This window comes from Streptomyces malaysiense (assembly GCF_000980885.2).
Lineage (GTDB): Bacteria > Actinomycetota > Actinomycetes > Streptomycetales > Streptomycetaceae > Streptomyces > Streptomyces malaysiense.
Genome location: NZ_LBDA02000012.1, coordinates 260,518 through 277,705, shown reverse-complemented (window position 1 = coordinate 277,705; position 17,188 = coordinate 260,518). Strand labels below are relative to the sequence as shown.

At 73.6% G+C, this 17,188-nt stretch carries 16 protein-coding genes and 1 pseudogene; 6 read left to right on the top strand and 11 right to left on the bottom strand.

Annotated elements, in window-relative coordinates; all coding sequences use genetic code 11:
- Nucleotides 1-279: 279 nt before the first annotated feature.
- The 3 genes and pseudogenes from VT52_RS07100 to VT52_RS07090 all read right to left on the bottom strand — a co-directional run.
- Nucleotides 280-1,632 (bottom strand): serine hydrolase domain-containing protein, encoded by a 1,353-nt coding sequence (locus VT52_RS07100; RefSeq protein ID WP_046427892.1) that lies wholly within the window; start codon nucleotides 1,630-1,632, stop codon nucleotides 280-282.
- A gap of 102 nt (nucleotides 1,633-1,734) precedes the next feature.
- A complete protein-coding gene (locus tag VT52_RS07095) occupies nucleotides 1,735-2,943 on the bottom strand; it encodes a cytochrome P450 (protein ID WP_046427890.1) in 1,209 nt (402 codons plus the stop codon).
- A gap of 1,185 nt (nucleotides 2,944-4,128) precedes the next feature.
- Nucleotides 4,129-4,347: pseudogene (locus VT52_RS07090) on the bottom strand (discoidin domain-containing protein); the annotation flags it as partial.
- Between the two features lie 286 nt (nucleotides 4,348-4,633).
- Between VT52_RS07090 and VT52_RS07085 the strand changes: the two are divergent.
- The 3 genes from VT52_RS07085 (at nucleotide 4,634) to VT52_RS07075 (ending at nucleotide 7,460) form a co-directional block, all read left to right on the top strand.
- A complete protein-coding gene (locus tag VT52_RS07085) occupies nucleotides 4,634-4,909 on the top strand; it encodes a hypothetical protein (RefSeq protein ID WP_143070845.1) in 276 nt (91 codons plus the stop codon).
- A gap of 373 nt (nucleotides 4,910-5,282) precedes the next feature.
- Nucleotides 5,283-5,675 (top strand): VOC family protein, encoded by a 393-nt coding sequence (locus tag VT52_RS07080; protein ID WP_046427885.1) that lies wholly within the window; start codon nucleotides 5,283-5,285, stop codon nucleotides 5,673-5,675.
- 246 nt (nucleotides 5,676-5,921) lie between these two features.
- Nucleotides 5,922-7,460 carry an MFS transporter gene (locus tag VT52_RS07075; protein ID WP_046427883.1) on the top strand — a complete coding sequence of 513 codons (1,539 nt, stop codon included), beginning with the start codon at nucleotides 5,922-5,924 and terminating at the stop codon, nucleotides 7,458-7,460.
- A gap of 252 nt (nucleotides 7,461-7,712) precedes the next feature.
- Here VT52_RS07075 and VT52_RS39870 read toward each other — a convergent pair whose 3' ends face one another.
- From VT52_RS39870 to VT52_RS07060, 5 genes are all read right to left on the bottom strand, one after another.
- Nucleotides 7,713-7,790 (bottom strand): hypothetical protein, encoded by a 78-nt coding sequence (locus tag VT52_RS39870; protein ID WP_464863028.1) that lies wholly within the window; start codon nucleotides 7,788-7,790, stop codon nucleotides 7,713-7,715.
- 128 nt (nucleotides 7,791-7,918) lie between these two features.
- Nucleotides 7,919-8,089, bottom strand: coding sequence for a hypothetical protein (locus VT52_RS37840; protein WP_167377660.1), 171 nt, complete (start codon nucleotides 8,087-8,089; stop codon nucleotides 7,919-7,921).
- Between the two features lie 293 nt (nucleotides 8,090-8,382).
- The gene (locus tag VT52_RS07070; RefSeq protein WP_046420171.1) at nucleotides 8,383-8,865 is read right to left on the bottom strand and encodes a hypothetical protein; all 483 of its coding nucleotides are present in this window, start codon (nucleotides 8,863-8,865) and stop codon (nucleotides 8,383-8,385) included.
- A 252-nt stretch (nucleotides 8,866-9,117) separates the two neighbouring features.
- A complete protein-coding gene (locus VT52_RS07065) occupies nucleotides 9,118-9,795 on the bottom strand; it encodes a GAP family protein (RefSeq protein WP_046420173.1) in 678 nt (225 codons plus the stop codon).
- Nucleotides 9,796-10,092: 297 nt separating this feature from the next.
- Nucleotides 10,093-10,725, bottom strand: coding sequence for a TetR/AcrR family transcriptional regulator (locus VT52_RS07060; protein WP_046420175.1), 633 nt, complete (start codon nucleotides 10,723-10,725; stop codon nucleotides 10,093-10,095).
- 108 nt (nucleotides 10,726-10,833) lie between these two features.
- Between VT52_RS07060 and VT52_RS07055 the strand changes: the two genes are divergently transcribed.
- On the top strand, nucleotides 10,834-11,520 hold the full coding sequence (locus VT52_RS07055; RefSeq protein WP_053055481.1) for a hypothetical protein: 687 nt from the start codon (nucleotides 10,834-10,836) through the stop codon (nucleotides 11,518-11,520).
- 332 nt (nucleotides 11,521-11,852) lie between these two features.
- Here VT52_RS07055 and VT52_RS07050 read toward each other — a convergent pair whose 3' ends face one another.
- Nucleotides 11,853-12,461 carry a TetR/AcrR family transcriptional regulator gene (locus tag VT52_RS07050; protein WP_046420177.1) on the bottom strand — a complete coding sequence of 203 codons (609 nt, stop codon included), beginning with the start codon at nucleotides 12,459-12,461 and terminating at the stop codon, nucleotides 11,853-11,855.
- A gap of 86 nt (nucleotides 12,462-12,547) precedes the next feature.
- On the opposite strand from VT52_RS07050, the gene VT52_RS07045 reads away from it, so the two are divergent.
- Together VT52_RS07045 and VT52_RS07040 are read left to right on the top strand one after the other, a co-directional pair.
- Complete coding sequence (locus VT52_RS07045) at nucleotides 12,548-12,973, top strand: nuclear transport factor 2 family protein (protein WP_046420178.1); 426 nt, start codon at nucleotides 12,548-12,550, stop codon at nucleotides 12,971-12,973.
- The gene (locus VT52_RS07040) at nucleotides 12,970-13,830 is read left to right on the top strand and encodes an NAD(P)H-binding protein (RefSeq protein WP_046420179.1); all 861 of its coding nucleotides are present in this window, start codon (nucleotides 12,970-12,972) and stop codon (nucleotides 13,828-13,830) included. The genes VT52_RS07045 and VT52_RS07040 overlap by 4 nt, the downstream gene beginning before the upstream one ends.
- A gap of 107 nt (nucleotides 13,831-13,937) precedes the next feature.
- Here the strand turns inward: VT52_RS07040 and VT52_RS07035 are convergent, their stop codons facing one another.
- A complete protein-coding gene (locus tag VT52_RS07035) occupies nucleotides 13,938-15,386 on the bottom strand; it encodes a pyridoxal phosphate-dependent decarboxylase family protein (RefSeq protein WP_240509676.1) in 1,449 nt (482 codons plus the stop codon).
- A gap of 338 nt (nucleotides 15,387-15,724) precedes the next feature.
- Nucleotides 15,725-16,975, bottom strand: coding sequence for an NAD(P)/FAD-dependent oxidoreductase (locus VT52_RS07030; protein ID WP_046420181.1), 1,251 nt, complete (start codon nucleotides 16,973-16,975; stop codon nucleotides 15,725-15,727).
- Nucleotides 16,976-17,188: the final 213 nt, after the last annotated feature.

Below are 17,188 nucleotides of genomic sequence, written 5' to 3'. Positions count from 1 at the left end.
CGGGATGTGACGACCGGTGGGAGGAGCGGGGCGCTGACGGCTCCCGCGCGGTGGGCGTCCTGCGGACGGCCGGGTCCGCGCGGGCGGGCCGGGAGCGCGAGGCCGGGCGTGCCGGGTACCAGGGGGCGCTCCGGGAGGGCGGGACCGGGTTCCGGGGCGGGACCGGGCGGTAGGGGCGACGGGATCCGGCCGGACCCCGACCGGTCCACGACCGGGACCGGGGCCGGACCGGCGGGCCGGGAGCGGCACGCGGTCCGGCCTGCCCGGCGGTCCCGGCGGTCAGCCGTCGTCGGTGCGGCGCGCCGTGCGGCCGGATATCTGTATTCGGTCGATCCTCCCGGTGGCCGGGTCGCGGTGGAACCGGCCGCCGGGCTCCAGGGTCCCGGTGGCCGGATCGCGCAGGTCGCACGACAGGTCGGCGTAGCAGACCAGCGGGAGCGCCAGGTCGCCGTCCACGGACAGGGCGGGCTCGCCGTCCGCACCGGCCGTGACGTGGTAGGTCGTGCTGCCGTTGCGGTACGTGCCCGCGCAGTCGGGCAGGGCGCCGCGGCGGCCCCCGTCCACGGGGTGTCCGCCGGCGGGCACCCGGATGCCGGTCAGCCGGGCGAGTTCCCCGCTGAGGTCGCGCCACAGCGCGGTCGCGCCGCCGGCGTTGCCCGTGAAGGCGACCACCACACCGCTCTCCGGGTCGGTACGCAGGTGGCAGGACGTGCCCTGGGCGTTGCCGTCGTGGCCGAACCACGCGCGCTCGCCCCGCTGGTACAGGGCGAGTCCGGGGCTCCAGCCGTCGGCCAGGGTGCCGGGGCGGGCGGCGGGCTCGGGACGGCGCATGTCCTTGGCCACGGCGGGCGGCAGCAGGTCGCAGCGGCCGATCAGCGCGTTGCCGAACGCGGCCAGGTCCGCGGCACTCGCGAGCAGCGCGCCGGCCGGCGCCTCCAGCGGGGCCAGGTTCTGCCGGGTGGCGAGGGCCTGTCCGGTGGCGGTGTTGACCGCGTGTCCCGAGGCCACGGGCCGGGTGGGCGCGGTGTCACCGAGGAACGCCGTTGCGACACCGAGCGGTTCGAGCAGCAGCGACCGGACCGCCTCGGCCCACGGCATTCCGGTGACGGTCTCCACCAGCCGTCCGGCGGCGACGTAGCCGGCGTTGGAGTAGGAGAAGTCGGTGCCCGGCGGGAAGAGCAGGTCACGGGCGGTGCACACCGATGTGAGATAGCGGGCCGCGGTGGTCGCCGCGGCGGTGTCGGAGTCCGGCCCGGTGGGCAGGCCGCCGGTGTGGCTGAGCAGTTGGCGGACGGTCACCTCGGGTACGGCGCCCAGCTCCCTGAGGTGCTCGGCGGCGGGCTCGTCGAGGTCCACGTCGCCGTCGTCGGCCAGCAGCATGACGAGGGCCGCGGTGAAGGGCTTGGTGAGCGAGCCCAGGGGGACCGCGGTCTCCCCGGTGACGGGGGTGCCGGCGAGGACGTCGGCCGTGCCGGTGTGCACGGATATGACGTCCGTGCCGGTGTCGAGGACCAGTTGGGCGCCGGGTACCCGGTGGGTCCGGGCGAGCGCGTCGAGGCGGTCCCGCAGTTCCCGGCGTAACAGCGAGGGTTCCCGGGAGGCGGGCGGAGCGGTGGGGATGGTGTAGGGCATGAGAAGGGGACTCCCGTTGGATGGGTCTCATGTGCGGGTGTTCCGGTCCGGCCCGGGGGTGTGAGCGGTACGGGGCCGGCCGGGGCGCTCGGTGCGCCGGGCCTAGGCTCTGCCGACCTCGACGGGCAGATGCCGCACGCCGATGAGAACGGCGGGGTTCTGGTGGACGATGGCCTCGTGGGACGGGATCACCAGGGTGCGGAATCGTTCATGCAACATGTGCAGGGCGATGCGCGCCTCCAGGCGGGCCAAGGGCGCGCCGAAGCAGAAGTGGATGCCGTGCCCGAAGGTCAGATGGGGATTGGGTGAGCGGGTCACGTCGAAGACGTCGGGCGCCTCGAAGCGGGCGGGGTCCCGGTTGGCGGCGCCCAGATGTGCCATCAGCAGGGTGTCGGCGGGGATCTCGTGACCGCCGAGGACGACCGGCCTGGTCACCCGGCGGCCCAGTTCGGGGAAAGGGGGCAGCCAGCGCAGCACCTCCTCGACGGCGGAGGGGACGCGCCCCGGATCGGCGCGCAGTGCCGCGTCCGTCTCGGGGTACCGGTCGAAGGTGACGACGGCGTTGCCGAGCAGCGCGGTGGTGGTGATGTGCCCGGCGACCAGCAGCAGCGCCACGAAGCCGACCATCTCCTGGTCCCGCAGCCGCACTCCGTCCACCTCGGCGGCGATGAGTCTGCTGGTCAGGTCGTCACCGGGGGCGGCGCGGCGGGCGCGTATGTGGTCCAGCATGTAGCCGTTCATCTCGCGCACGGTCGGGGCGATGGCTTCCAGCGCCCGTTCCAGATCGGCCATGTCCGGCGCCTCGCCGAGCTGGTCGCCGCCGAACAGGACGCTCGCCCACTCCTGGAAGAGCCGGTGTTCCTCGGCGGGGATGCCGAGCAGTTCGGCGATCACGATGATCGGCAGCGGATAGGCCAGCGCGTCGACCAGGTCGAACCGGTCGCGGTCGGCGACCTCGTCCAGCAGCCGCGCGCAGACGGCCTCGATACGCGGTTCCAGCCCGTGCACGACCCGGGGGGTGAACGCCTGGCTGACCAGCGTGCGGAGCTTGCGGTGCTCCGGAGGGTCCATGCCGACGAAGTTGCCCTGGGTGAAGGTCTCGAAGTCGGGCTGGGTGGGGCTCAGAGCGGAGAGGTCCGAGGAGTACGTCGCCGGATCGGCGAGCACGGCGGAGACGTTCTCGTGGTCGAGCACCTGCCAGACGCCCTGCGCCTCGTCGTGCCGTACCGGACCGGCCTCGCGTAGACCTCGCCAGCGGTCGGGTAACTCCTCCAGGAGGAGCCGGCCGGCCGTCGGTTGCCTGCTGATCACCTTGTCTCCTTGCTAGCACGTGCGGGCACGGAGGAGCCACACGCACGGGGAATGGCGCGAACCGGCACGGGCCGGCCGGGGAAGGCCCCGGGCACCACCGCTCGGCCGTCCGGACGAGAGCGCCGCGTGACCCGTGTGGCGTGCCGATGACTTGCCATGGAGCGGCGGAACGGTCGGATGCCGTCGGACCGCTGCCGGGATGGACCGGGAACCGTCAGCACATACGGCGCAGGACGCGGCGGCCGCGCGGCCGGCCACGGCCCCGCGGGGAGCCCGGTCGTACGGCGCACCAACCCGACATAGTCCATCCCCCTTGGCGAAACCTCCCGCGCGGCGACGGCGCGGGACCCTCCCGGTTCGTATACGGACAACGGGACCTACGGCCCCGACTGCTCGGAACGCGATGTGACGATACGCAATCGCAGAGCATGCCGCCCCACGAATGGCATGATGCGCACCCCGTCACACCTTCGTTTCGATGGATCTCGGCCACAGTCTTCACGGTGAGTCACACGTAAGCAACCCCCTGAAGTTGAACGGAGAGTACTCCGGCGGTGTTTTTGCGTCACCGTGGAGCAATCTCCGACGGGCCGTGCGCGCGGACGTGATCGCGGCCGGATCGTCGCCCGCGCGGGTGCCCCGGCGACGCACACGCAAACCGAGTCCGTGAGAAAAAATCCGCGCGGCGTCCCGGCCGGGACGCCGCGCGACACGGCGCACCCCCGGCCCGGCGCCGCGGCCCGCACTCCGGCCCGACGGCCGAACCCGGCCCTGACCAGGGGTGATGACGCGGCGGCGGACGCCTGTCGGACACCGCCCCGGACGGCATGGGCGATACGACAGGGGCCGCTTTCGGCACCGTCCGACACGCCGTCACACCCCGCGCGCCCCTGCCGCACCACATGACAGTCTCCGGATGGGGGAAGCAAAGATTCCGGCCGGGGTACGTGATTTCAGCCAACCTGGCGCGTCGGGGGCGCATTTGGTGAATCCGCTCACCACTCGCGCTCCCCCTGGCACGACCGGGCGGGGGCGGGGACAGGGGGTCACGGGTGCCGACGGCCGTCACACGCGGGCCGGCCGGGTACAGCGGTGCCCGCCGGGGCGCCGGTGCCCGGGTTCTCCCCGTACGGGCACCGGCACGCCGGGACGGCTCCGCCGTGCCGCCCCGTCCGGGTCGGGGTGTCAGGACGTGGGGTACGCCTCCACCTCGCCGAACTGCCCGGCAGGACGGCCCGTGTCGGCGCCGACCGACGGCCGCAGGTGACGCAGATCCGTACCGCTCGGCGGGGAGACCGTGGCGGTGTTGCCCATGGCCGGGTCGAAGCGGTGGCCCCGGGAACCGGCCACCGTGGAGTACGTCGAACCGTCGGTGCCGCCGAGCACGGTGACGGTCCGGTTGCGGACTGGCGGCCCGGCGGAGCGCGGCCCGACCGCCGCTGACGACGATGCGAGGCCACGGGGACCGCGGCCCGGCCTCCGGGCCGTCGGCGACACGACGCGCGGAAGGCGGGCGGTCATGGCATCCGGCCGACGTGGCGACGGTCTTCCCCGGCGGTGGCGGTGGTGAGGGCGCCAGGGAGACGGCGAGCAGGGTGACAGCGCTGCGGACATGTGAGGGACCGGCGCTCGTCGGCACGTACCTGGTGTGATCCACTGGCCGCTGATCACCAGTGAGGCAGGGGGAAAGATGACTGCGGACGCAGAGCGGCTCCGTCAGGACGGGCACCGGATCGAGAAGTGGTCGCTCGGGTGGATGGTGCTGTCGCTGGCGCTGTGGGCGTGGTTCGGTTACCGGTTCATGCTGGACGAGGACCGGGGGTTCCCCGGACCCGCCGAAGGCGGCCGCGAGCTGGCGGGCATACTCGCGCTGGCGGTCGTCCCGACGATCATCACGGCGGCGACCCTCGTGTACGCCCGGGTCCTGTTCCGCCTGGCTCGGCGGACGGGGTCGGAGGCCGGATGACGTGCCGCTCCGCGCGGCGGGATGTCACCTGAAGACGGCACGCCGGTCCCGGTATCGCACACCGAGCCGACGCGGCACGGCTGCCGGCGGGCCCCGGGGACGCCGGCAGCCGGAAGTGCTGCCCCGGGTTCGCTCGAACCGTTTCCGGCCTGCCGAACGTGCCTGACGTCGGCCGGCCATGTGACCTGCGCGAAGTTCTCCGAGCACCGGACGGAGGCAGCGGCGGACACGGCCCTGTTCCGGACGGCGGCGGGTGGATCCTCGGTGGCGGAGGCGGGACCGCGTGGTCGGTGCCGGGGCCCGCGCGGCAGTCCGCCGACTGAATCGGGCGGCTGGGGATATCCGCAGAACAGGTCATCCCCCGGGAGGAAGCATGACAGTGGTGAAGGCGGGCGTCGTGGTCCTCGACTGCGCCGAGCCCGAGAAACTGGCCGTGTTCTACAAGGAGTTCCTGGAGGCCGAGCAGACGGACGCCTCGGCCAACCTCGTGGAGGTCCGTGGCGCCGACGGCATACGGCTGGCCTTCCGCCGTGACGTGAACGCCGTCTCGCCCAGCTGGCCCCGCCCGGAGAACTCCCTCCAGTCCCATCTGGTGTTCCTGGTCGAGGACTTGGACGCGGCCGAACGCCGCGTGGTGGGCCTCGGAGGCCGACCGATCGAGACGAGGGACCCGGCGGGGCCGTACGAGGAACGCGGATACACCGACCCGGCCGGCCACTCCTTCACCTTGCGCCTGATGCCCATCACGGCGCCCAAACAGGGCTGACCGAAACGCCCGCGCGCTCGCGCACGCCACCGAACGCGGTGCCCGCGTGACCCGTCCGCGCCGGGGAAGCCGCGCTCCACATGCCGGCTCGGCCTCCGCCGCCAAGAGCCGGAGCGCGGTGGCGTGCCGATCGCCGTGGCCGGGGTCGGACCGTACGCCCGGTCGGACGCCCCGGCGCGCGCGCTGTCGCGGGGCGGCACAGGATGCGGTGGGTGATCCTGCCGACGGCGAAGGGCTGGCTGCCACGTGAGCGATGCGACGTCCGACGGGTCCCCCGGCCCGCCCGGGAACACCAGGCTGCCGGAGTCCGTCGTGGAGATGCCGCGACAGGTGCGGGAGGAACTCACCCGCCGGCTGCGCCGCAACGAGGGGGCCTTCCGAGAGGACGACATCCAGGTCGTCGAAGGCCCCCTGCTGCGGCGCGCGGTCGGTGCCTCCGCCCTGGGCAACTGCATGGAGTGGTTCGACTTCGGCATCTACAGCTATCTGGCCGCCGTCGTCGGCAAGGTGTTCTTCCCGTCGGCCTCACCGACCGCCCAGCTGATCTCGTCGTTCGCGACGTTCGCCGCCGCCTTCGTGGTGCGGCCGCTCGGCGGGCTCGTCTTCGGGCCGCTCGGGGACCGGGTCGGCCGGCAGAAGGTACTGGCCACCACCATGATCATGATGGCGGCCGGCACCTTCTCCATCGGTCTGATCCCCGGCTTCACGACGATCGGCGTCGCGGCTCCGGTGCTACTCCTGATCGCCCGCATGGTGCAGGGCTTCTCGACCGGCGGCGAGTACGGCGGAGCCTCCACGTTCGTCTCCGAGTACGCACCGGACCGCCGCCGCGGCTTCCTGTCCAGCTGGCTCGACTTCGGTACCTTCGTCGGCTACGCGCTCGGCTCCGCCCTGGTCACCGTGCTGAACCTGGCCCTGAGCGACGCCGCGATGCTCTCCTGGGGCTGGCGCGTGCCGTTCCTGGTCGCCGGTCCGCTCGGCGCCATCGGCCTGTACATGCGGCTCAGGCTGGAGGAGTCCCCGGCCTTCCGGCAGCAGCTGGACGAGCACGAGAAGAGCATCGCCCAGGCCTCGGTGGGCGGCGAGTTCAAGGACATCATCGGCAGACACTGGCGTGAGCTGCTGCTGTGCATGGGCATCGTGCTGCTGTACAACGTCACCAACTACATGGTGACCGGGTTCATGCCCACCTACCTGACCGAGGACCTGCACCGCTCCGCCGCCTTCGCCGACCTGCTGGTCCTCGTCGGCATGCTGTGGATCGTGCTGCTGATCACGTTCGTCGGCCGGCTCAGCGACCGTGTCGGCCGGCGTCCCGTCTACGGGGTGAGCGCGGCCGCCATGATCGTCCTCGCGGTCCCGTCGTTCCTGATGCTCACGAGCGGGGGCACCTGGTTGCCGCTGTCGGGGATGCTGACCCTGGCCACCCTGCTGGCGTGCTTCGCCGCGCCCAGCGCCGCGACTCTGCCCGCCCTGTTCCCGACGGCGGTGCGCTACGCCGCCATGGGCATCGGCTTCAACGTCGCCGTGTCCGCGTTCGGCGGTACGACCCCGCTGGTCACCGAGGCGTTGGTCAGCGTCACCGGCGACGATCTGGCGCCGGCCTACTACCTGATGCTCGCCGGAGCCATCGGTCTGATCACGGTGCGGTTCCTCCCGGAGACCGCCCAGATGCCGCTCAACGGATCGCGGCCGATGGTCGGCTCCCGGCAGGAGGAACAGGAACTGATCAGCACCTCGCGGGAGTTGTACCTGCTGTCGGCGGACGGTCCGCGCGCGGTCTAGTGCCGCGGCAGGCGACGTCCGCCCGTCAAGGAGCGGCGTCCGGTGCGTGCTCTCGGCGTGCCGGACGGAAGCCCTCGTACCGGACGTACTCGGGCTTTCGGCCGGTGCGGCGAGAGTGGGTGCAGGGCGTCGCGACGGGGCGGACGTCGCCTGTCGCGGCCCTAGGCGGATCCCGACCCGTTCCCGGCCGGGCCGGCCGGGAGGGACCGCCCGCGGCCTTCCGTGTGCGGACAGGCCCTCAGGACCGCCCCCTCAGGACTGGGGGCGTCTGCCGTGGTTGGCCGGATGGTTGCGGCGCGCCTTCTTCTTCCGGCGTCTCTTCGAGGACATGAGAACCTCCCGTATGGGTGGAATGGCGCTTCGGACGGGAAGGGAAGCGCGAACGACGTCCCGTCGGGCACGCCGGTGCCGTTATGCGGCGTCGGCGGGCAGGCACGAGCGCGGACGAACGACGACCGTCAGCCCTCCTCGCGCTCGGTCTCGGCCCGCTCCTCCTTCACATCCCGCTGGTCCTTACGGGTGCGCTCGGCGAGTCGTGCCTCGTCGGGCCGGCGCGGCATACCGCGGCCGTGACCGGTGTCCGGGTCTCCTTCGACCTGCTCATTGGACTTGTGGTGATGGTGCGACATGGGATCCTCCCGGATCGAGTACCCCGGGGCCGAGCCTCGCCCGGACGGGATCGCACGGCGGCTCCCGGGCGGCGCGGGTCCGCGATCCGGGGGGCGTTTTCACGAGGGTCCGTAATCACTGAACCCCGCTGGGCGGCACGCCGCAAACGGAGGAAGACACCCGCCCCGGCCGCGCTCCCCGCTCCGCGCCGCCCGAGGCACTCGGTGCCACCCGGACGTCGTCGTGAGGACCGGCCTCGGCCGACCGCGGTCGGCATGCCCGGCGGGCGCCTCGCGGCCCGGCCGGTGGCCGCTCATTCGGTCCAGGTGCGTCGCTGCCGCTCGTACTCGTCCCAGTCGGCCGGGGGATACGTCGCCTGCGGGGCGGCGAGGGCCACGTCGATCGCGATGGAGATCTCTCCGTCGAAGAAACCGAGGTCCCGGACCATTTCCATCGCCTGCACGGTGGCCTCGCCGAGCGGACGTGCCATGCGATCCGCACCGGACGGGAAGCCGACCGGGTACATCCGTGCCGTCACTAGTTCGTGCTCGGCCCGCTGGTCCATGCCGAGGGTGGAGTAGCCGGCGGCCAGGGCGACCCGGGTCAGCGCCTGGGACATGGCCCCGGACAGGAGCGTGACGCCGTAGAGCGTCTGCGTGGGACTGCCTGCCGTGCCGTCCGCGTACGACGTCCGTTCGCACCGCTGCTCCAGACGCTTGCGGTCGGCCTCCAGCAGCGAACGCGCCTCCTCCAGCGCACGGCCAAAACACGTCAGCTCGGTCAGGTCAAGGGACATCTCGTTTCCTTCCCGTCGACTGGCCCGACTCTAGGGGCGGTCGCGGTGCACGCGGAGGCTGTCCCGCATAGTCGGCCTGATGTGGTCACCGGCGGCGGACGCCGGCGCCGCGCGGAGACATCGACTCGTGGAACGCCGGGTGTACGGCGCCCCTTCGCGGCCCCGACTCGGCGTTCCGGTCCGGCGGTCCCGGCCGTCCCGTATCCCGGCGGAGGGACGCGCCGTCTCCCGCCGGCTCGGTGAGAAGGCCGGTCAGGAGGTGAGGACGGAGATGCCGTCCCCGAGCACCTTCAGCCCGAGGACGAGGAAGAGGACCGCCATCACGGCGACGTTGTTCCGGGCCGCCCACTCCTTCCAGTTGCCGAGCGTGGCCCTGGCACGCTCGCCCCCGACCAGGAAGACTCCCACCGGGGCCAGCAGACCGAGGGTGGCGATCAGGACGAAGACGGCCAAGGAGGCGATCTGCTGCCCGACCGGCAGTCCGGCCGACCCGATCGACGCCCCGGCGGCGATGGTCAGCGGTGCGTTCTTGGCGTTGAGCGCGGCCAGGGCCACCCCCAGCCCGAAGATCTTGACGGGCGCGAGGCCGTCGAGCGCGCTCATCCACTTCGGCAGCCGGGCCTGCGAAGGGTCCTTCGGGCGCCGGTGCCACTGCCGGGCGCCGAAGAGGACGAGGAACAGGCCCAGGGCGAGCTTGAGCGCTCCCACCCAGGTGGCCGGATGCTGGTGGGCGGAGGCCTCGGCCGGGGAGGCGATCGCCAGCATCACCGCGCCCAGCACCGCCAGCCCCAGGATCCAGCCGAGGGTGAAGAGCACACCGTTGAGACGCCCGCGGGGCGTGGCGAGGATGAGGATGACGGCGATGATCGGGAGCGGGCTGACCGCGACGGCCGCCGCGAGACCCAGTACGTCACCGAGAACTGCGCCCATGGTTGCCTCCGGATGGCGAGCCGGTGGAGGGGCCTGACGGAAGCGGCTGTTCCGGCCCGCGGTCAATCCGGTGAGCGACCGCGCCATCGCCTTCACGGCTGTGCGGAGACGGCCGCCCGAAGTGGCGACGGCGGTACACCCGGCCCGTCCCGCCGTTTCCATCTTCCTGCGCCCGGCCGGATCTGTCCTCAGGAGTGCCCGCGGGTGCGAGGCTCCCGGACCCGCCTGCCGCACCCACGGCGGCGCCACCGTCCCGGGCGGCGGGCCGCCGGCCGGGGACGAACGTCGGCGAGCCGGTCACCCCTGGTCGAGCGCCGTGAAGCCGGTGCAGAGCAGGCGGATGCTCCGGGTGAACTTCTCGTCCTGGCTCAGCCGGGGGATCAAGTCGCCCATGACGAGGGGAAATCGCTCGCGCAGTTCGGCGTATCGGCCGGCGGTGACGGCCGGCGGGGCGGCCGGCCCGTTCTGTTCCTGGAGTACGAACCCGGTGACGTGGCTGAGCAGGCTGTCGGCGGCGATGCCGCAGTGGGCGGCGGGCAGCCCGCCGTCGAGCAGGGTACGCAGCAGGCGCTCCATCAGGGAGAACGCGCCGGTGCTGAGCACGCCGGGGCTCTCGGCGAGGAGTTGGGCGCCCCCGGGATGCCGCTTGATCTCCGCACGCAGGGCGGTGACCTGGGCTTCGACCCGGTCCTGCCAGGTGGCGGCGGGCGGGAGCGCGGCCAGCGCGTCGGTACCCGCGTCGTAGGCGCGGTGGCAGACCCGGTCGGCCATCAGGGCGAGCAGTTCCTCCTTGCCGCGTACGTGGTAGTAGAGGCTGCCGGCGTGGGCGTCGAGGCGGTCGGCGACCTGACGCATGGACAGGTTCTGGTAGCCGGCCTCGGCGAAGACGGCCATGCCCGCGTCGACGATGCGCTCCTTGGTGAGCTTCATGGGTTTCATCGTACAACGTGTTCCAACACCGTTCGAAAAATGTGCTAGTTTCACGTCGTCAGATTTTCGAACGGCGTTTGAATCGCTGGAACCGGGGGAGCCGCCGACATGGGGGCGATCGTCTTCAACGTGACCACGGCCGCACTGATGGTCATGATGGTCAACTGCGGTCTCGGAGTGGCCGGCCGGGACACCCTGCGCGGGCGGCCGATCCCGTGGGCGGCGGTCGCCCTGACCGCGATCGCCGTCGGCGGCGTGCTGCTCCAACTGGTCTGGTCCGGCGCCATGGACGCGCTGGACGCCGACCCCGCCAGGTCCGGCTGGTGGCGCGAGTTCACCTCGGTGTTCATGCAGAACGGCGGCCTCCTCGGCGCCCTGTGGAACCTCGTCACCCTCGCCGTCGTCGCCGCGCTCGCCCAGTGGTACTGGGGCGGCCCGCTGACCGTCGGTCTCTTCCTCGCCGGCATCGTGCTGCCCGGCCGGATCGACACCCTGCTCGGCCTCGGCGACGGCCCCGGTACCGACCCGCGGAACTTCGCCGGCAGCTCCGGCGCCACCTACTTCCTCGGCGCCACCCTCGCCCTGGCCCTCCTCACCCGTACCCGCCTCCCCAAGGAACTCGCCCTGGCGATCGGCGTTCCCGTACTGGGTCTGGCGATGTGGCTCGCCCAGGACAACGGCCATGGCCTGGTCTCCGCCTACGGCTTCGCCCTCGGCGCGGCGGCGTGGGCGGTCCGCGCCCGGTGGCACGGCGGCGACGCGAGCCCGGACCGCTCGCCGGAGCGTGCCCGCTGACCAAGTCCGGTCCAGGACGACGCCGTCGAGCCGCCGGCCCCGAGTCATCGGGGCCGACTCCGGGGCGCAGCCGGCCCCCGGTAACCCGCGGGCTCGCGCCACGGGCACCGGGGCCGGACGTGCCCGACAGGGCCGCGTGCCGCCAACGCTCGGCGCTCCGCGGCCCGATGCGGGCGCAGTGCACCCGGCGACGGCCGTGACCCCGTCGCGAATCCCCCAAGGTCCCTTTCCCCTCCCCCGTTCGTTCCTGCCGGCGTGCGTGCGCCCCCGTCGGCCTCGGGCGCGCCGCCCGCTCGGGCCACGCCCCGTACACGGACCCGCCCGATCCCCGGTCACTCCGCCGCGGCCGCCCCTCGCGGCGGGGCGGAGGCCAGGAACCCGGCGACGAAGTCCGCCAGCTGTGCCCGCAGCCGCTCCCGCGGCACGCGTTCCTCTCCCGCCAGGTGCTCGACGAGGTCGGCCCGGGTGGCGGCGAGCAGGGCGTGGGCGGCGAAGCCGCTGTCGGCCAGACCGGGGATCTGCTCCAGTACGGCGCGCAGCAGGCCGTGCCACCGCTCGTAATGCTCCGCCCGGTACGGGCTGCCGCCCCCGCCTTCCTCCAGGGCCAGCGCGAGGCGCCGGTTGTCGAGTTTGAAACACAGGACGGCGTCGAGCAGGGCGGGTACGCGATCCCGCGGCGAGGCCGCGGGCCCCAGGGGCGGCGGGCCGGTCTCGACGGCCTCCCTGACCGGTTCGAGCCGCACCTCGTAGAGGGCGCGGAGCAGCCCGGCGCGATCACCGAAGGCCCGGAAGATCGTGCCCTTGCCGACGCCGGCCGCCGCCGCGACGTCGGCCATGGTGACGTCCTCGGGGCTGCCGCCGCGGGTGAAGAGGGCGTCAGCGGCCGCGAGGACGGCCTCCCGGTTACGGGCGGCGTCCTTGCGGGACTTGCGCTCCGTCATGGTGCTCCTTCATTTGCAAAGCGGACCCGTGGTCCGTATCGTCAAAACGGACCCACAGTCCGGATTCTACGAGCTGGAGGACACCCATGTCCGCACCGACGTCCCCGGCGGATCTGTACCGCCACAGCCTGCGACTACTGCTCGACAAGGACATTCCCGCATGGGTCGCCCTGTGGGCCGAGGACGGCCTCATGGAGTTCCCCTTCGCCCCCGACGGCCTGCCCCGGCGTCTGGAGGGCAGGGAGGCCGTCGCCGCCTACATGCGCCACTATCCCGACCACATCGATCTGCACGACTTCCCCGACCTGCGGATCCATCAGACCACCGACCCCCGGACGATCGTGGTCGAGATGCGCGGCGTCGGCCGGGTGGTGGAGACCGGCGCTCCCTTCGACATGACGTACATCGCCGTCGTGACCGTCCGGGACGGGCGGTTCACCTCCTACCGCGACTACTGGAACCCCCTCGCCGTCCAGCAGGCCGGCACCGACTTCACCGGGAGCGGCCGATGACCGGCGCCGGCACCACTCTGGTCATCGGTGCCACCGGCACCACCGGCAGCCGCACCGCCGCACGGCTGGCGGCCGCGGGCCACCACGTCAGGGCCGCCGGCCGCCGGGCCGCCCCGGTCGCCGGCGCCGAGCCGGTCGCCTTCGACTGGTACGACCCCGCCACCCACACCGCCGCCCTCGACGGAGCCGACCGGGTCTACCTCGTACCGCCTCCGGGAGAACCCGACCCCGCGGCGGTCATGCTGCCGTTCCTCCGGCGGGCCCGCACCACGGGAGTGCGCCGAGCCGTGCTGCTGAGCTCCTCGGCGATACCCGAGGGCGGCCCCGCGGTGGGACTGGTGCACCGGGCCCTGCCCGATCTGTTCGAACAGTGGGCGGTACTGCGGCCCTCGTGGTTCATGCAGAACTTCACGGGCACGCACACGCACGGCCTCAGCATCCGCGACGAGGGCGTCATCCGGACCGCCGCGGAGGCCGGCCGGGTCGGCTTCGTCGACGCCGAGGACATCGCGGCCGTCGCGGTGCGCGCGCTGACCGACACGCGGGCTCCCGACACCGACCTCGTCCTCACGGGACCCGAGGCGCTCGGCTACGACGACATCGCCGCCACCGTCACCGAGGTCACCGGCCGGCCCGTGGCCCATCGCCGGCTGTCCTACGAGCAGCTGCGCGACCGGCTCACGGCGCACCTGCCGGTGGAGTTCGCCTCGATACTGGCCGGCATGGACCGCGCCATCGCCGAAGGAGCGGAGGACCGCGTCACCGACACCGTCCAGCGCCTGACCGGCCGGCCCCCTGGGACCTTCCGGGCCTTCGCCGAGAGGGAGCTGCGACGCGAGGGTCCCGCCGCGACCTGAGGCGACCGGGACGGCCGGAACCGGCCGCTCTCCCGCACGGCCGGGCGGGACGGCCCCCTCGCGCCTCCGTCGGGGCGGGCCGTCCCGTACACGTGGCCCCGGGCGGATCAGACGCGGAAGAGCGAACCCACGAACTCCGTCAGCATCCGTTCCTTCAGCCGGGACGGCAGCGCGTCCAGCAGGGCCAGTACCGGGGCCATCCGCGCGGGCAGGCCCTGTTCGCGGTCCAGCCCGGCGAAGGCCAGGAGGCTCGCCACGTCCTTCGGCGTGAGGGTGTCGGGGTCGAGCGCGGCGGCCGCCCCGGCCGCGGCCGGGTCCACGGTCAAGGGCTCGCACACGCGTGCCGCCACCAGGGACTCGGCCAGGTCCGCCAGCAGCGGTTCGACCCGGTCACTGGTCGCCGGGGTCAGGGTCAGGTGCAGGTTCGGCGGGAGGCCGTCACAGGAGAGCTGCGGCTGGAGGTACCAGCCGCGCTCCCGCATCTCGTCCGCCGTGCGCAGCACCAGTCCCAGATCGGGCGTGCCGGCGGGGCCGCACACGGTGAACGCGATCAGGCTGCCCGCCGGGTCGCCGAGCACCCGGACGCCGTCCATCGCCCGCAGGGCGGGGAGCAGTTGGTCGGCGGCCAGCGCCACGCGGCGGGCCAGGGCGGTGTACCCGTCGTGGCCGAGGTGGTGCAGCACCGCCCACGCCTGCGCCAGCAGTCCGCCGGACTTGGTGCCCTGCGCGGTGGGGTTGACCACCGGATATCCGGGCCAGTCCGCGTACGCGAAGTACTGGTGGCGGCGCAGCTCGGCGTCCCGGTACAGGACGACCGAGGCGCCCTTGTGGGCGTATCCGTACTTGTGCAGGTCCACCGAGATCGACGTGACGCCCGGGACCGAGAGGCCGAACGGTTCGACGGGAAGGCCCGCGCGGGCGAGGAACGGCAGGAACCAGCCGCCGACGCAGGCGTCGACATGGCAGAGCACGCCCCGCGCCGCGGCGGCCGCCGCGATCTCGGCCACCGGGTCCAGCACCCCGTGCGCGTACGACGGGGCCGACGCGACCACCAGGGCGGTCCGCTCGGTGACCGCGTTCGCGACGGCGGGCGCGTCGGCCCGGAAGGTCAGCGGGTCGACCGGGACCACCACCGTCTCCAGCCCCAGGTAGTGGGCAGCCTTGTGGAAAGCCGCGTGTGCCGTCGACGGCAGCACCAGCTGCGGCCGGGTCACCCCGCGCACGGTGCGGGCGTGATCCCGTGCCGTCTTGACGGCCAGCAGGATCGACTCGGTGCCGCCGCTGGTGAAGCTGCCCTGTGCGCCGGGCACTCCCAGGATCGCCGACACCGCGCCCACCACGTCGTTCTCCAGCCGGGCCACGCTCGGGAAGACCGTCGGATCGAGGGCGTTGACGGTGGCGAACACGTCGTAGGCGGCCCCGGTCAGCTCGTCCACGCCGGGCAGGCCGGCGTCGTAGACGTAGGCGAACGTCCGGCCGCCCCGGGTCGGTGCGTCCGCCGCGCGCAAGTCCCGCAGCTCGGCCAGCAGTCGGTCGGCCGGGCGGCCGGGCGGCAGCGCGGACTCGGGGCGTACGGCGGAGGCGGTCGGCTCGGCGGGCTCGGCGGCGGACTCACGGGGCACGGTCGGTTCCTGTCTGGCTCGGGGCACGGTGGCTGGTTCCGTGCGCGAGGGGACCGGCAGCCGCGGGCAGGATGCCGGAAGCGGGGTAGGACGCGTCGCCGGGAGCGGGGGCGGGTGAACTCCCTCGTCCCGTGGCGGAGATGACGGGAGATCAGGCGGGGGCCGGTACGGGGTCGGGGGGACGGGAGCGTGGCGCAGCGTCAGGGTTATCGGCAATTCCCGTCCCGCACAAGATGGTGGGCGAGGTGGCGTCCGGCCGAGCCCCGGCGCGCTCACCTCGTGCCGAGGTCCGCCAGCACCTCCCGGGCCGCCCGTGCTCCGGAGGCGAGGGCGCCCTGGACGGAGCCCGTTCCCCGGTGATCCCCGCAGACGTAACGCCCCGGGCCGGTGCGGCAGGTCCGGGTCAGCGGCCAGGGTGGCGGCATGGCGGGCAGCGCGTCCTCGACGGTGCGCGTGGCCAGCAGGTCCCAGGTGGCGGTGTCGGTGCCGTACATCTCGGGCAGGGCGGCGGCCGCGGCCGACCGGGCGGGCTCGGTGTCGCCGCCCAGCACCGAGGTGGCGACGAGGGCGCTGCCGCGCGGCGCGTACTCGGGCGCGACATCGCTGAGGACGCAGGTGTTCAGCACGCGGCGGCGGGTGTCGACCAGCAGGACGGGCCGGCCGAGCGGGGAACGCGGGGCGACGTGGTAGTACGTGGTGACCGTGCGGTGGGCGGGCACGTCCAGGCCGGGCAGCATCCGAGCGGCGGCACCGGCACCGGTCGCCACCACGACGGCGCGCGCCGGCAGTTCCCCGCCGCCCGCCGTGAGCACCCCCCTGTCGGAGAACCCCGACACGGGGGTGCCGAGCCGTACGGTGCCCTCGGGGAGGGCCGCGGCCAGGGCTCGGGGGACGGACCGCACACCGAAGGCCGGCAGGCACAGGTCGCCGCGCAGCATGCTGCGCCAGACGAGGTGGAAGACCCGGCTGGACGTCTCCAGCGAGTCCTCCAGGAAGACCCCGGAGAGGAAGGGCCGGAAGAAGTCCTCCACGAACGAGTCGGAGAAGCCCGCGCCGGCCAGTGCGGCCCGGGTGGTGCGCTCGGGCGCGTGCTTGACGGTCCGGGCCGGGGCGAGCGCGTCCCGGGCGCCGAGCGCGGCCAGCGCCATCAGGTCGCGCGGCCGGGCGAGCCGCCCGGACAGCAGCGACGCCACCGTGTCGGGGCGGCGGCGCGGGTCGGCCAGCAGCACGCGCCGGTCGCCGGTGTGCACCAGGACGCCGGGCAGGAAGGGACGCGGGTCGAGGAACCGCGCGGGCAGCCGGCGGCGCAGCTGCGGGTAGGCGGGGTTGACGACCTGGAAACCCCGGTCCACGGTGAAGCCGTCCAGACGGTCCGTCCGCATCCGCCCGCCCACCGCGTCGTCCGCCTCCAGCACGGTGACGCCGAGCCCGGCGGCGGCCAGGTCGCGGGCGCACGCCAGCCCGGCGACCCCGGCACCCACCACGACGACGTCCGCGACCCCGGACCCACCCACCACGGCCATCTCTTCTCCTCGTTCCTCGAGGGCCTGCCGCCGAGCGGTGCCCCGCGCGCCGGGCCGGGCCCGCTCCCCCGCCGCCCGGCGGCGGACGCCGGGCACCCGGTTGATCGCTGCCTGCTCCTCCCCCGTTGCTTCCCCGCCGGGAACCGACCCGGATGCGCTTCACCGGAACGGGGGACCGACGGCGGCCCGCCGCATCCGCCGCCGGCCCTCGGG

What these genes read in the sequence shown, in the direction of transcription:
- VT52_RS07100 (WP_046427892.1), bottom strand. Translation starts at nt 1,632, where the DNA reads ATGCCCTACACCATCCCCACCGCTCCGCCCGCCTCCCGGGAACCCTCG.
- VT52_RS07085 (WP_143070845.1), top strand. Translation starts at nt 4,634, where the DNA reads ATGACTGCGGACGCAGAGCGGCTCCGTCAGGACGGGCACCGGATCGAG.
- VT52_RS07080 (WP_046427885.1), top strand. Translation starts at nt 5,283, where the DNA reads ATGACAGTGGTGAAGGCGGGCGTCGTGGTCCTCGACTGCGCCGAGCCC.
- VT52_RS39870 (WP_464863028.1), bottom strand. Translation starts at nt 7,790, where the DNA reads ATGTCCTCGAAGAGACGCCGGAAGAAGAAGGCGCGCCGCAACCATCCG.
- VT52_RS37840 (WP_167377660.1), bottom strand. Translation starts at nt 8,089, where the DNA reads ATGTCGCACCATCACCACAAGTCCAATGAGCAGGTCGAAGGAGACCCG.
- VT52_RS07070 (WP_046420171.1), bottom strand. Translation starts at nt 8,865, where the DNA reads ATGTCCCTTGACCTGACCGAGCTGACGTGTTTTGGCCGTGCGCTGGAG.
- VT52_RS07065 (WP_046420173.1), bottom strand. Translation starts at nt 9,795, where the DNA reads ATGGGCGCAGTTCTCGGTGACGTACTGGGTCTCGCGGCGGCCGTCGCG.
- VT52_RS07060 (WP_046420175.1), bottom strand. Translation starts at nt 10,725, where the DNA reads ATGAAGCTCACCAAGGAGCGCATCGTCGACGCGGGCATGGCCGTCTTC.
- VT52_RS07055 (WP_053055481.1), top strand. Translation starts at nt 10,834, where the DNA reads ATGGGGGCGATCGTCTTCAACGTGACCACGGCCGCACTGATGGTCATG.
- VT52_RS07050 (WP_046420177.1), bottom strand. Translation starts at nt 12,461, where the DNA reads ATGACGGAGCGCAAGTCCCGCAAGGACGCCGCCCGTAACCGGGAGGCC.
- VT52_RS07045 (WP_046420178.1), top strand. Translation starts at nt 12,548, where the DNA reads ATGTCCGCACCGACGTCCCCGGCGGATCTGTACCGCCACAGCCTGCGA.
- VT52_RS07040 (WP_046420179.1), top strand. Translation starts at nt 12,970, where the DNA reads ATGACCGGCGCCGGCACCACTCTGGTCATCGGTGCCACCGGCACCACC.
- VT52_RS07030 (WP_046420181.1), bottom strand. Translation starts at nt 16,975, where the DNA reads ATGGCCGTGGTGGGTGGGTCCGGGGTCGCGGACGTCGTCGTGGTGGGT.